This is a genomic window from Planctobacterium sp. R6 (genome assembly GCF_055755215.1).
On sequence record NZ_JBVTQY010000009.1, the window covers coordinates 14,832 to 28,267 of the forward strand.

Below are 13,436 nucleotides of genomic sequence, written 5' to 3' on the forward strand. Positions count from 1 at the left end.
CTGGTAAATTCCTTTCCTTTTGCTACATTTTCAGGAGTTAACATCACATGCCTGCGTGTTGATGTCTGCATTCCAACCTGATTATTAAGGATAAAGGTTATTATGAGTTTAGTTATTCCCTCACTTCCGCAAAAAGATTCGGCGACCCAGCAAGCGGCAAGAGCTTTTCAGCTCTCGGTAGCAGGCACATCGTTTAATTACATGAATACGTATATGTTAGGTGTAGCATTATCTGCTGACCTGCCAGAAGGTGAAGAATTTAATACTCCTTACAAACTAAAATTGATCCCAATTGTTGCGACGATGATGGCCAACCTCATCGCCAATCTTGAGGATATGCTGGAAGAAGAGAAAGCGCTCACCAAAAAACACTCAATTTTGGATCGCATCCGGGATGCAGCAAAAGAATTGATCGATTTTCAGGACACCAGCATCAGCGATAAAGTGGACGCAATCGGTGACATATTTGATGCCCTTGACGATATTCCGGAAGCGCTGGGCGTAGAGCTGCGCAGTTTGCCTTCCAAATTGCAAAGTAGCTTAAAAGCCATCAAAAAATTGGCAAAAGAAGTGGAAAAAAACGGACCCACTGCAATTTTAAAAAGCTCGATGTGGGATTTACTGTCAGCCACCGATCGGCGTGAAATCCTGGAAGCGGAAACCTGGCAGCGATATAAGCAATTGTTTCAAAAGATCCCCACCCCGTTAATGCTGCAGATTGATGATGATAGAAAGCCCTGGATGGCTGACGCGCAGTTCCAGTGTATGGAAGACTGGTTTTTGGGTTATCTCCAGGTCGGGGGCTTTAATACGACAATGCTGCGAGGTGTGCGCTTAAACGCACCAGAAAATACCGACATTGTTGATCTGGACAAGTTACTGACGAAGTTTCCGGTAACAGACAGCATATTAAAAACAGAAGTTGGTGACGACACCGTTAGCTTAAAAGCCGCTGCAGAACAAAATCGTCTCTACGTAGTGGATTACGCCTGTCTTGAAGGCGCCAGCTGTGTACCGGTGCACGGCGAAGAGCGCTTTTTAGGGGCACCTATGTGCCTGTTTTATCTGAACCCGAATCCGCCCGCCGGATATCCACAATCAGAAGGCGGAGCTTTACAGCCCATTGCGATTCAGTTGCTCCAAAGCCCTGATCCGGTAAAAGCCCCGCTGTTTACACCCAAAGATGCCGGCAATGCTAATGATGAAAATGGTTATAAATGGATGATTGCCAAATATTTTGTCAATGTCAGTAATGCCATTCAGCATGAATCGGTGGCGCACCTTGGCGATTGTCACCTGGAAATTGACCCCATGGTGGTGGCGGCAAACCGCAACTTCGCGAAGGTGCATCCGTTAATGGTGTTGTTAAAACCGCATTTTCGGTTCACCATTAATATTAACCAGAGTGCGCTGCACAGTTTGATTATTCCCGGTGGTGTGGTGGCGACGAATGTTGGCCCAAGAATTCAGGATACCTGGGATATGGTGGCTGAGGCCCACAAAAACTGGAAGTTTGATGATAATAATCCTGAGGTGCTGTTTGCACGACGTGGTGTCGATACCCTGCCCAGCTTCCCGTTTCGCGATGATACCATGCTGTTGTGGCAGGCAACCTTTAACTGGGTATCTGATTACATTGATATTTACTATCGCGAAGATGACGACGTGCGCCAGGACTTTGAATTGCAAAACTGGATCAATGAGATGGTTTCCGGAGACTATGCCGGATTTAAAGGCTTTGAACACCTGGAACAAAACCCGGAATCCAGTGGACACCCCTGGGTATTAGGTTCGGTAGATTATTTAAAACGCATTATTGCTCAGATCATTTACATTGCGGGGCCTCAGCATGCGTCTGTTAACTTTGCGCAATATCCACTCATGTCTTTTATGCCCAGTGTGGCAGGCACTATCTATGAACCGGCTCCGGGAAAAGATACCGTAATTAACAACGAAGAAGATTGTTGTAAGTACTATCCTCCATTGGATGTATCCTCGTATACCTACCTGTTCGAATACCTGTTATCCAGCCTGCAGTACGATACCTTTGGTTATTATGATGAGGGGGATGAGAAAGACCAGGGCCCCTACTTTGACGATACCCGGGTATTAGCACCGCTGACGAAGTTTCAGGAGGCGTTACAAGAGATTGAAACTACCATCACAGAGCGTAATAAGACCCGGCCAATGGAATATCCTTTCCAGGTTCCGTCTAAAATTCCGAACAGTATCAGTATCTGATACGAATTAAAAAACCGGAGAGCGCAATGCTTTCCGGTTAGTTCGTACCTGGTGTAATGTTGGTGGAGCCATTCAGGCAACGCTTCAGCGGACTGTCCGCCCAAACAGACGCATCAGGTGGAGTCACGTAGCGGGCGACGATTTCGGCGTAGGTGTTGTCTTGCAACATCCTGTCCATTGCGCTTTGCAAGGCATTTACAATAGTTAAATCGGTGCTTTTATGCAGTGCCAGGTGATTGCCGCCAAGCGCATCATCATTGAGTTCCAATACCGGCACAACATCAGCCGGCGTTAAGCCAACCCGTTTAAGTTGATATGCCAATGTTAGCGAAGAACCTATCATAAGGTCGAGTTTGTTGTGGGCAAACATCTCGCTGTCTTCATGCTTGTTGGAAAAGGTCAGGTATTCCTCGCCTTCTGTCATGCCCAAATCATTGAGAACATCCTGGTAAATATCTCCTCGAGCAATACCCACAGTGTAATTCAGTAAGTCTTGTTCGCCATTAACGATAATATCAGTACGTGACTTTAATCGGTAAAAACACGCATTGCTAAATACCAATGGGCCTGCCCAGCGAAACAGCGCTTCCCGTTTTGGGTAACGCGCAGTGGTAAAAACTCCGGTGTTTTCCTGCGACAATGCCGCGGTATAAGCCCGGTTCCAGTGTACCAGACTAAAATCACATTCAATCTCTGCTAACTCACAGGCGGTAGCCACAATTTCATAGTTGATTCCCGTTAGTTGCTCTTCTTGCAAAAAATTATACGGAGGGAATGACTCAGTAAACAGTTGTAACGGCGTATTATGGGCATTAGCCGCCTGGCTCGCGAACAAAACGCCGGTCATTGCGGTGACGATATAACGCGCCATTTGCATCATTACTGTAACTCTATCATTGGCAACTGGCACACGGGTTTGCCTAACGATTAAAAAAGCGATAGCGGCTGGCTACGCCTTGCAACAGGTTTGAAAAGGATTTAGCCATCCTGGGACCAAAATAATTGTCCAGCATCGAACCCAATAACGGGAACTGCATCCCGAACTCTGACGTCCAGTTGACCCGGGTTTTATCGCCCTCTTTGGTAAACTCCATGCGCCCACCCGGATGATGAATGCGCAACGGCTTTGCGTGCGTGATGCGATATTCTATGACTTTATTTGGCTCAAAGCGGATGATTTCTTCCTGCAGTGTTGCGCCACTTAATTTCACTTCTCTGACGGCACCAACGCCATTGGGATCATCCTTACCTGACTTTAATAGCTGTGCAGCTTTGATGCCCGGATAAAGATTATAGTTACTGTGATCAGTTAACATCTTAAATGCCGCATCAATTGGCATATCTAACAATTCTTCTACTTCTATTTTGTACAAAACAACTTCCTAAACAATGGGTTAGTCGTCAAATACAGTGCTACAACCACCGTACTCATTAAATGCTTTATCCCAACGACGAACGTCGTTAGCTCTGCGCCACCTCTGATGAAAAAACTCCATTAAACAGGGACCGCTTTCCGTCTGGATAAGCAGTGTATCATTTTCCTGTACCTTGTCGTATTCAGGATAGACTTCCTTTGCCCCCCAGAAATGACCACCGTTGTGTTGTGCATACTGCAACCAAAACGACTCAAGCGGCATCCACTGTTGCTGTTGGTTGTGCCAGGCCAGATGGTTGTCATTAAACATCCGGACATCGCCATGGCGCGGGGTACCCTGGGCTAACAATTGCCAGGATAAACAACCTGTCAACAGGATTGCAAGGCAGCGACTTGTCCGGCAATTAAGCATTGTTCCTCTCAGCAGATAACAGCGTAACTTCCCGCTGCGGAAATGGAATGGCAATATTATGGGTTTTCAAGGTTTCCCAAATGATTTTATTGACCTGATATCGACAGGCAAACAATTTGTCAGTTTCCACCCAATAACGCAATTCAATGTTTACCGAGCTATCGGCAAACTCTGCAATCCCGATGAGCGGCGGCGGTTCCTGTGCGACAACATCCATACCCTGTAAGGCATCGCGTAGAAGCGCAATAACCTGATCCAAATCACTGTTATAGGCCACACCTACCTGCATTTCCGTTAATGTATACTTGCGAGAGTTGTGCAGTATTTCACCCACAATATGCCGGTTTGGGATCAGGATTTCGACCCCATCTTCATCTTCCAGTTTGGTAAAGGCCAGGGTGATTTCTCTGACAACCCCGGCAGCACCTTCAACCCGGATGGTATCTCCCACCACAAAAGGCCGGGCAAGAATAATGTTAAACCCTGCCCCATAATTAGACAGCAAACCTTGTACCGCCAGTCCAGCGCCTAAACCTAATGCACCAATTGCGGCCACGAAAGGCGTTATACTGATGCCAATCATGTTTAAACAGATGATGGCTATCATTACCAGAATAGTGATCTTAACCACATTCCCGATAAACTGAGACAAGGTAATATCCAGGTTTTTACGTTTGCATAGCCCCACCACGGCAGACGAAATACGTCGGGCTATAATTAACCCCAGGATAAAGACAAAGAGCGCTCCCAGTAGCTGGAAGCTATACTCCACAAGAAAGTTAACAATCAGGCTGTAGATCTGTTGTACTTGTTCTAATTGTTGATTAGCAGATTCATTCATGGGTTATTCTCAAGTTTTGAGAGGTTCAAATATTAATTCAAACAGGTGTTTATGCCCCAAACAAGCTAACCTGTATATTCTTAACTGACATACTACTACAACATCTGGCTTTGCTACACATAGGCAATTAGTCTTAGATTAAAAATTGCTCATTGTCATTGCTTCTGCTAAAAATAGGCATGCACAACACAAGTGCTGACACAAGAAGCCGATGTTTTACCTTGTTACAGCACAATTTCAAACTCATCTAAACAGCTACCATGAACAACGGACGACAGCATTCAGATATCGATGGCAAGATGGAACTAAAGGTTGCAGCTGAACTTGCGCGGGTTAAGCAGCAGGTATCAGATCTGCAACGGCAATTAAAAGAAGCTGAATCGCTGGCAAATCTGGGCCTTTGGCAGTGGCACATTGCTGAGGATATTGTGGTGTGGTCGGAAAATGCCTACAAAATATTTGAGGTTGAACCGGGTTCTCCTGTTACCTACCAAAAAGTGTTGGAAAGAATCCACCCCGACGACAGAGAAAAGCACAACCAACGCACCCAGGAATGGCTTAAAAATGCCGGGGGAGCACCTTATGAATATCGACTGCGAATTGATGAACGAATAAAGTACCTGAAAGCGTATGGTAAAGTAGAACAGGATCACGATGGCAAGCCAGTGCGATTTTTTGGGGCCATCCAGGATATTACCGAACAGGTGACGCTACAAAACAAGTTGGAAGCGTCACTGACTCATGTGATCAATGACTTTATCCCCATTTGTGCCTGGTGTCAGGCCATAAAAGATGAGCAACAAGGCTGGTTATCCATCGAAGAATATTTACACAGCAAAAATGCCGGTGCGTCTCTGAGCCATGGTATTTGCCCGTCCTGCATGCAAAAGGCAGAAGCCGATTTCGAAGCGAATATGGAAAAACTGCACAACATTAAACAAATGAAATAACGCTAATCTATTGTTTTCAATATATTTTACATTGTGCCGCGGATGGACTTGCAGGGACAAAATTAAGACACTGTCAACCAGTCGCTTCTCAACTTACGCATCCAGGTTAATTATGGCAATTTCTGGTGCTGCGCAATTTTCCGTTCGCGAAGAATTCATAATATTTATCGCGCACTATTATTAACGTGTCACTGCTCAAAATTTTATAACGTCATCAAGACAGCTTAGGGCGTCTTCGTCAACACTTTTGAGATGCGCAGATATGCTAACGACAACACTATAATTCGAAAAAGCGGAAAATGAAGCGTTTCCGGCAACCACAATTTTTTTATCGTTAGCGAATGAAAATGCAGGAACGCCAACAACATCGATTGTTTTATACACAGACTCTGTTTCTATTGGATTGAAGTAGGTTGAGTCAGGAATAATGTAAGATTCAACGCCAAACGCAGCGAGAGCGGCCTGAACTGAACTTTTTTCATATTCAGAACCTGCAAGATGAACATGTCTGACTTCAAGTGCATTGCTATTTGCGGCACAGAACTCGACATCTTCCCAGACGGAAAAGTCTTTAAAACAAGCTGAACAATCTACCGACCAAAAATGAGTCAGGGTTACTTTATTTTCTGAGGATAAAAGATTTTGATATGCAAAGCTCTCAATAACTTCCCCATTAAAATCACGTTTAATATTGATAAGCGTCGATTCAATTTGAAAAATATTTAAGACATGCAAACCAAAAAATACCAGTAGCGACAAAGAGATCGCTGATTGAATGAAATACCTCTTGTTAGAAATTAGATGAAGAAGCAGCGACACTAACGTTGCAACGATGGGGACAACTAAAATGACAAGGACATGAAACAGGCGATCAAATATTACAACGCTACCGAAAGTGACAAGCCAGGGTAGAAGCAGTAACGAAATCCACCACAATCGTTTTTTTAATGAGTGATTTGTTTTCAATAAGTAATATGATGAAAACAAGAACGTAAAAAACAAAATTGATAGCTGAATTCTCCAACCCAAGGCTCCTGAAAGAATACCTGCCAGCAGCGCAATAATTACCACTAAGACCTTGCTCATCAATTTACTCTATACCTCTGTTTGAGCATATGCCGAGGCAAGGATATGCCCCAAATACCCCACAACCGAGCATTTTGTTGCGCAATTATCTGCCCTGCTTGTACAAAGCCCATCGAACCTGGTGGTTAAATTTATTAGGTTCTTAGCCGTCATGCCGATTTAAACCGCCACTTTTCAAATTTAGGTGACACGGAAAAAGCGTTTTCCAGATCTTGCAAATAAACGTCAGCTTGAGCTGCTCCCCATTCTTGAAATGTATAATCCCAAATACCAAGCAGGTCATTCCGAGCTAGAGGTTTAATTTCAATTTTAAGCATCGACCCCGGCATTTTTTCTTGCCTCAGCAATAATGCTGCTCATATCCAAGGGTATAGATGCACCGCTGTTTAGACCATCGTCAATGGCTGTTCGCAGGGCATCCAGCTTTGCCTGATAGACTTCATCCTGTTGCATTTTTAGGCGAAGAGCTTCACGAATAACTTCACTTGCATTATTGTACATGCCTGTATCAAGTTGCTGCTTAATGTAATCTTCAAATACGGTGCTTAAGTTAACGTTCATGGTAAGTACCTCCAAAATCTAATTTACACTCACATGTCTGATATTGTCAATTTTGGACATTAAGAGAGTTGCATCCAAGGACACTTTTTAGTCGTTGTTCAATGGCGAAACAGTGATCGAAATTCAACAGCGAAATGTTGATCGAGGGTTGCAAGGGGCTATGACATGCCCATTGCTCGATGGGGAGAACCACTATAAAGAACGGCTGAGAAGTGTCTGAGTTTTTAGTGGCGATTCAGCTTAAAGCAATCAATAAAGTAATTACTGTCTACGATGCGTCTACAAAGCGAAAGAAGATGACAAATGGCTTAGAGAATTGAATATTAGAATTCTCTCTAAGTTTTTGATTTTATTAAAATAAAAATGGTGCCCGGGGCCGGACTTGAACCGGCACGATCTTACGATCGAGGGATTTTAAATACTTTCAAAATCTCTTTTAAATCAGTATGTTATTGATTTTATTAAAGTTCCTCCACCTGCCCTTCCCCCGCTATGCCTTTTCTTACTGTCACTTTGCAGGCATTATGTAGGCAATGCTTTCAACATAAACATCTATTGAGGCATGGGAATTTTCAAGCATTTGGAACAACACTGAACATCTGCTTTAATTATGTTTTATTGTCGATGCGTTTCATTTTTTTACATTGTGATATTTTTTTCTTGGGACACTTCCGAACCTATGCTCATTAATTAATGTTTCTAAGTGAACAACAGCAATTCAAAGGCCGGCTACCTTAAACCTGCCTGTGTGAACAAAGTCCTCAGCCAGATTGTAAAGGTCCCTTGTCAGATAAATAAAATCTTGTAGATAGATACCAATTTTCATTAGGTAAATTTACAGCTAAGTACAAAACTTTGTGTTAAATATTGGGCTAATCAATTCAAGTAATGAGACCAAAAGGATTTTTAAAATCTTTCCTAATCCTATTAAAACAGCGGGTGTTAAAGAAAATAAGGGGATTAGAGATTTTTACAACCTTTATCAACCCCTTCTTAGCCCTATTGTGTAAGAACAAATTAAAGCTCTATAAAATTGTTTTCACCAATTTAGTGTAATAAAAACGGTGCCCATTTTTTCGTCATGTTTTATTTTTACTTCATAGCCTTTATCTAAAAAAATTTGTTTTACTTCATTTAAAACACTATCACTAACCAACTCTGATCTACACGAATATGTAACTTGCTGCCGATATTCTGGGTTAGCAGCGATAACCTTTAAACGCTTAGTAAGAGCCTCGATTATCCCATCTAATGTTTTAACGCTTTTATCTCTTTTTTCACCTAGTGCCAATGCAGTCGGAATGTCAAATTCATTACTTGTCAACTCTGGTAACTTCGACTCTTCTTCTCTACTCTCCGGTAATTTCGACTCTTCTTCTTTACTCTCCGGTAATTTCGACTCTTCTTCTTTACTCTCCGGTAATTTCGACTCTTCTTCTCTACTCTCTGGTAATTTCGACTCTTCTTTTCTGGTCTCTGAAGATTTGGAATTTCTCATAGATGTGAGCATTTTCTCTAACTCGAAATATTTCGGATGCTCTTCTCTGAAAGCAATTTTTATAAATTCTTGTTTGTAATAATCTATAATTTTGATTATTTCACCTTCATTATATCCATTAGTATATTTATATTGTGTAGATGAAATGCCATAGAATTGCTTAAATCTATTTCTAAATTGCAGTTTAGATTCGATATTAAGATCTTCGATTATCTTTATCTCATCCAATCCAAGCCGCAGAGATTCTGAGCACATATACATTTCAATAAAATATCCGAATAGCTCAACCCCAAATCCCAAATACTTTTTTAAATACTCTTCCAAATCTAAATTGGTAGAAGTCTCATACGATTCAAAGTAACTATTTATAACATCATTTACACCAGCACTTTCAATACCAACATCTTCCAACAATCCAAAAGTAACTGGATTTAACAAAAATCTAACAAGAACTTTATTTGGAAAATGTTCCTCTATATATAATCGAATGTGAGCCTGTAGAGCAGTAGGTGATCTCACGATTTTTGGTATTAACGTTTCAGAAACTAATAACAAATCTTCTGGTCCAATTCCCTCTTGTATTTCAGGGGGTAATAAATTCATGATGTAATTATCTTTTTCATCATTACCAGTATTTTTTTCTGTATTATTCTTTTCATCCAACAAGGGTTCTGGCGAGGGTTCTGGCAACGGTTCTGAATCTGTTTGTTTAGTTGCTTGGGGCGTATCTTTGATGTTGTTTGCCTTTCTCTCTAGTTCAATATTTAACTTTTTCAGGGTCTCAATTTCAAAATCCCTCTCCTCAATCAACCTTCTTTTTTCTATTCTTTCATCCGCAATTTGACTGTATATTTTTTGTGTTTGTTCTTCAGTTAATAACTTTTGCCCTTCTATTTTTTGTTTTATATCTAAAAATTCCTTTCTTCTTTTTAACGAATATTGATAAACGAAATATGATATATGTGTGTAAAAAAATATAAACGCGATAGCTGACAACATTGGAAAAACGAACATGTTAAGAATGACCGAAGTTAAAGTTGGGTATAAAACATCATCAATGAAATAAAAAACCGTTTTGTAATCTTTGCCGGTGAATAGAACATAAAACAAACGATAGTTTACAATGAAAAATGATAAGATTAACGAACCTGTTAATGGACTTGAGACCCTGTCATACAAAGCCGCTTTCAAACTCTGAGACATATCATCTATATTCATTTCCTACTCCCTACCCTTTAATGGCTTGTCCAATATTTCCATGTTTCTAAATTACTACTTTGACTAAGCCTTTCGATATCTAACTTATTGAGAAATTTAAAGAACCTTAGGCCAGACGCAATTTCGATATCTTTAATCTCAACGATACATTCAAAAGGGAAAACAGTGTTTTCGTCATTTGGAATATTGCAGCCTTTATCTAAATCTTTTGAATGATCAAAAAGGAAAGCGACACTCTCGAGCCTTTCCAAATCGATAACAACTTTAAAAAAGCCATGAGGAACACCAATTTTTTTATCCCAAGAACCTTCGCTATCAAACCTGCCAATTTTGGTAACTTCAGCATCAGGAACAAATATCGTCCCGGCAAAGATCTGAAACTTTCTACCTGAATCCAGCATCTCTCTGATATCAGTTTCAAGACGCCACCAAACACCTGGCCTACCATTAAACTTCTTATGAAATTGTGGGGCTACGTTTGTCATTGAATTTATTTCAAGTACCGTACAGGCGTCGTCCTTATCTTCCACCTTAAGTGTTGTTTCAAATTCAGCATCTTTACCGTCATGATCTCTATCACCACCAGAAATGTAATAAGGCACCAAATGACCTCTTGCGTAGTTTTCTTTGGAATCAAACCACCCTACATAGTCTTGGGTAGTTACTTGCGGTAAATCTGGGTCCCTCCTAAATGAACTCCACCTAGAAACCCTTTCAGGTGTATCTCTATATGATTTAATAGCTCGCCAAGCGACCCAACTTGGAACATTGTATTCAGTGTTATAAGACATCACATATCCGCGGCGTGGATACAACGTTGTTTCATCTAAAGGACCACCAAATAAATGCTCTTGCTTGCTATCTTCAGAGTGACTGGAAGTAAATAGCTTCCTACATTCTTCTAAGTTAAGTGCATTAGCATTAGAGCAACAAAAACTTAGCGTTAATAAAAAAAACAACCTAACTATTGTCATCACCTTAAATCCCTTTGGATAATAAATTGCCACTAGAATTATTTTGATGCTATTAGTTTTATAAAGTGTAATCAACAAGGTTTCTTTTTTTAGTGAATAATTGGCTAAGTTAACCCCCGTATTACAGTACGGGGGTTTTTCTTGCTCCGGTTTTGCTAGATGAACCTCCCCACTTCGTGGGGACCCCTTCATCTGCAAAAGCCGGAGTATTTCCCCTGCCGGGGGCGTCACTGGCCGTGACAGGCAGCACTTAAAAGCAAGGCCCCCTGTGACGCCTCAAAATTCGTCAACTTCCTAAATCGGAACCCCAGAGGGGCCCCCTTGCTTCGCAACCCTACGGGCGATTTAGTCCGTTTTGACAAATTTTTCTGGCTTACACATCTTCGTTATCACTTCGAAAGCGGCGGTAAACCGCTCGCGTTGCGAACTAATAACCAAGGGGCTAATACAATGAACCGTTTAAATTATCTGACTATTCGACATAAAAATTTATCAAAAGATATCGAGAACTGGAAAGTAATAGACGAAACCTACGGTGAACGTCCAGACGTTAAGGAAATGATGGCCGAGGCTAGGGAGGAGCTGATAGCAATAGAATTAAAGTTAAGGGAATTGCAAATAGTAGAAAGTGTACAGCTAGATTTTGAATTAGAAGAGTGCCCGGATTGCCCAATGTTTCTGACTGATGGTGGTGACAGATTAGTTTGTCTCTACTGTGGCTTTGAAGACCTGCCCTGCAAGGAAGTTCCTTCAGTCGCCAGCGAAGAGGCACAAAATGAGTAATAAAGACGCAAACTATTCTGCGAAATTAAAGCGCTCAGGCGTCGTTAAAATTACTCTGAGAGTACCGGAAGAATTCAGGGACGAGTTTTTCAGAATGGCGGAATTTTGCCGTGATAACAGAGATTATTATCCTGACATTTGCCGGAGCAAAAGTAAGGGAACCATTAGGGCGATAGGAAATTAAAATATGAACATACACCCCACAGCAAACAGCGTTGATAATATTGGCTTAATAATATTGGGTATTGTCGTTTTACTGGGAGTAGCGATAATTTTATTAGGGATACTTAGTGCACTAATAAAAGACTAGTGCCTCACACTATCAGTTTCTCCATTATCTACGGCTGGCCAATTGTGGATGATGGAGCCTCCGGGTTGATATAACTGTAGCAGCAATTATGAATCCGTTTTTATTTGCTCCCTTGTCCCACGCGCAATAGAAAACGCTGGTTCATAATCTGGCCTGAATCGAAAAACAGCCTGATAATCACCTTTTGATATCTGGACACCGTATCCAACATTTTCTACTTTGTAACCCATATCTTTGAGGTCACTGGAGTAAATCCTGTCATGGACTTTATTGCTCTTATCATACCAGACTACAATCATGTCCCAGACATAACTCCGTCTCAAATCCAGATAAGTAATTTTTGATTCCCATTTGATATTGTTTTCCTGCACAAAGTCCATTGGTTTGGGCTCTGGTGGTGGAGGCAATTTTTTCGGCATTGGCTTTGTGGCTGGCTGCGGTAACGCCTTAACGGGTTTTGTTTCAACAGCCTGAACTTCTTTTGGGGTAAAGTAGCTTTTAAGCGTAAAGATTGCGAAAACCAGAACGCACAAAAACGCGGGAATGCCTAACCGGATAGCATTGGTTTTGAGCAGGTTTAAGCGGTCATCTTCGTAATTATCTGTATTTTCCGTGTCAGCCTGATGTGACGCATACGAACCGAAATAGGTTTCATCATACTTTTCGGTTTTAGACTTAATTTTCTCAAACTTGATATCGCCGCGGGGAGTCGGTACACCCTGAAACGCTGTCCATTTATAGCGTTTATCCATGCCAACCATATCAAGCTTTAAAAACTGTATTTTACGCTGTGTTCTGCGCTTCCAGAGATTGTGACAATCGGCAATTGATTGCCCCATTGCAACTATATCTATCCCCCTGTGACGATGCTCAGTAACAAACTTAGTAATACCCTCATCCAGCTTTTGACGGCCGGAAGGAAAAAAATTTTGCAGCTCATCAATAACGACCAGTGAATCATTCTTAACGTGGTTTTGAATATCAAAAACTGATTCTTCTGGTATGTGGATAAGTAACTCCTGACATCGCTCAACGGTCACCTCACTTAGCTGCGCTATCTTTTCATGGTTCAGCCCATTAATTCTTGCGTAGACATGACGCCCCTTTCTGATGTTCGGTACAATGTGCTTTACAAGCGCTTCATACGACTTTCCCGAGCCGGGTAACCCTTCGTGAAATATCAGCAT

The 13,436-nt window shown here is 41.6% G+C and carries 13 protein-coding genes; 3 read left to right on the top strand and 10 right to left on the bottom strand.

Annotation, left to right across the window (positions count from 1 at the left end; genetic code table 11):
* Positions 1–102 precede the first annotated feature (102 nt).
* Complete coding sequence (locus AC0J20_RS07865) at positions 103–2,241, top strand: lipoxygenase family protein (protein WP_473021273.1); 2,139 nt, start codon at positions 103–105, stop codon at positions 2,239–2,241.
* Between the two features lie 37 nt (positions 2,242–2,278).
* On the opposite strand, the gene AC0J20_RS07870 is transcribed toward AC0J20_RS07865, so the two are convergent.
* Genes AC0J20_RS07870 through AC0J20_RS07885 form a run of 4 tightly spaced genes read right to left on the bottom strand, consistent with a single transcriptional unit; the run spans position 2,279 to position 4,869 of the window.
* Positions 2,279–3,121 (bottom strand): substrate-binding periplasmic protein, encoded by an 843-nt coding sequence (locus AC0J20_RS07870; protein ID WP_473021274.1) that lies wholly within the window; start codon positions 3,119–3,121, stop codon positions 2,279–2,281.
* A 40-nt stretch (positions 3,122–3,161) separates the two neighbouring features.
* The gene (locus tag AC0J20_RS07875) at positions 3,162–3,614 is read right to left on the bottom strand and encodes an SRPBCC family protein (protein WP_473021275.1); all 453 of its coding nucleotides are present in this window, start codon (positions 3,612–3,614) and stop codon (positions 3,162–3,164) included.
* Positions 3,615–3,635: 21 nt separating this feature from the next.
* Entirely contained in the window at positions 3,636–3,989 is a 354-nt protein-coding gene (locus AC0J20_RS07880) for a hypothetical protein (protein WP_473021276.1), read from the bottom strand.
* A gap of 31 nt (positions 3,990–4,020) precedes the next feature.
* On the bottom strand, positions 4,021–4,869 hold the full coding sequence (locus AC0J20_RS07885) for a mechanosensitive ion channel family protein (protein ID WP_473021277.1): 849 nt from the start codon (positions 4,867–4,869) through the stop codon (positions 4,021–4,023).
* 260 nt (positions 4,870–5,129) lie between these two features.
* Here AC0J20_RS07885 and AC0J20_RS07890 point away from each other — a divergent pair, with 260 nt between their 5' ends.
* Entirely contained in the window at positions 5,130–5,819 is a 690-nt protein-coding gene (locus AC0J20_RS07890; protein ID WP_473021278.1) for a PAS domain-containing protein, read from the top strand.
* 195 nt (positions 5,820–6,014) lie between these two features.
* Here the strand turns inward: AC0J20_RS07890 and AC0J20_RS07895 are convergent, their stop codons facing one another.
* The 5 genes from AC0J20_RS07895 to AC0J20_RS07915 form a co-directional block, all read right to left on the bottom strand.
* The gene (locus AC0J20_RS07895; protein ID WP_473021279.1) at positions 6,015–6,905 is read right to left on the bottom strand and encodes a hypothetical protein; all 891 of its coding nucleotides are present in this window, start codon (positions 6,903–6,905) and stop codon (positions 6,015–6,017) included.
* A 149-nt stretch (positions 6,906–7,054) separates the two neighbouring features.
* Positions 7,055–7,222, bottom strand: coding sequence for a type II toxin-antitoxin system RelE/ParE family toxin (locus AC0J20_RS07900; protein WP_473021280.1), 168 nt, complete (start codon positions 7,220–7,222; stop codon positions 7,055–7,057).
* On the bottom strand, positions 7,215–7,466 hold the full coding sequence (locus AC0J20_RS07905) for a type II toxin-antitoxin system ParD family antitoxin (protein WP_473021281.1): 252 nt from the start codon (positions 7,464–7,466) through the stop codon (positions 7,215–7,217). Before AC0J20_RS07905 ends, AC0J20_RS07900 begins: the two co-directional genes overlap by 8 nt.
* Positions 7,467–8,505: 1,039 nt before the next feature.
* Positions 8,506–10,182, bottom strand: coding sequence for a hypothetical protein (locus AC0J20_RS07910; protein WP_473021282.1), 1,677 nt, complete (start codon positions 10,180–10,182; stop codon positions 8,506–8,508).
* A 17-nt stretch (positions 10,183–10,199) separates the two neighbouring features.
* Positions 10,200–11,231, bottom strand: coding sequence for a DNA/RNA non-specific endonuclease (locus AC0J20_RS07915; RefSeq protein WP_473021283.1), 1,032 nt, complete (start codon positions 11,229–11,231; stop codon positions 10,200–10,202).
* 375 nt (positions 11,232–11,606) lie between these two features.
* Here AC0J20_RS07915 and AC0J20_RS07920 point away from each other — a divergent pair, with 375 nt between their 5' ends.
* Positions 11,607–11,939 (top strand): hypothetical protein, encoded by a 333-nt coding sequence (locus tag AC0J20_RS07920; protein ID WP_473021284.1) that lies wholly within the window; start codon positions 11,607–11,609, stop codon positions 11,937–11,939.
* Positions 11,940–12,335: 396 nt separating this feature from the next.
* Here the strand turns inward: AC0J20_RS07920 and AC0J20_RS07925 are convergent, their stop codons facing one another.
* A complete protein-coding gene (locus AC0J20_RS07925) occupies positions 12,336–13,436 on the bottom strand; it encodes a zonular occludens toxin family protein (protein WP_473021285.1) in 1,101 nt (366 codons plus the stop codon).

Bases quoted from the DNA above. Each gene is read 5' to 3' on its own strand.
- AC0J20_RS07865 (WP_473021273.1), top strand. From the start codon at position 103: ATGAGTTTAGTTATTCCCTCACTTCCGCAAAAAGATTCGGCGACCCAG.
- AC0J20_RS07870 (WP_473021274.1), bottom strand. From the start codon at position 3,121: ATGATGCAAATGGCGCGTTATATCGTCACCGCAATGACCGGCGTTTTG.
- AC0J20_RS07885 (WP_473021277.1), bottom strand. From the start codon at position 4,869: ATGAATGAATCTGCTAATCAACAATTAGAACAAGTACAACAGATCTAC.
- AC0J20_RS07890 (WP_473021278.1), top strand. From the start codon at position 5,130: ATGAACAACGGACGACAGCATTCAGATATCGATGGCAAGATGGAACTA.
- AC0J20_RS07895 (WP_473021279.1), bottom strand. From the start codon at position 6,905: ATGAGCAAGGTCTTAGTGGTAATTATTGCGCTGCTGGCAGGTATTCTT.
- AC0J20_RS07900 (WP_473021280.1), bottom strand. From the start codon at position 7,222: ATGCTTAAAATTGAAATTAAACCTCTAGCTCGGAATGACCTGCTTGGT.
- AC0J20_RS07905 (WP_473021281.1), bottom strand. From the start codon at position 7,466: ATGAACGTTAACTTAAGCACCGTATTTGAAGATTACATTAAGCAGCAA.
- AC0J20_RS07910 (WP_473021282.1), bottom strand. From the start codon at position 10,182: ATGAATATAGATGATATGTCTCAGAGTTTGAAAGCGGCTTTGTATGAC.
- AC0J20_RS07920 (WP_473021284.1), top strand. From the start codon at position 11,607: ATGAACCGTTTAAATTATCTGACTATTCGACATAAAAATTTATCAAAA.
- AC0J20_RS07925 (WP_473021285.1), bottom strand. From the start codon at position 13,436: ATGCTGATATTTCACGAAGGGTTACCCGGCTCGGGAAAGTCGTATGAA.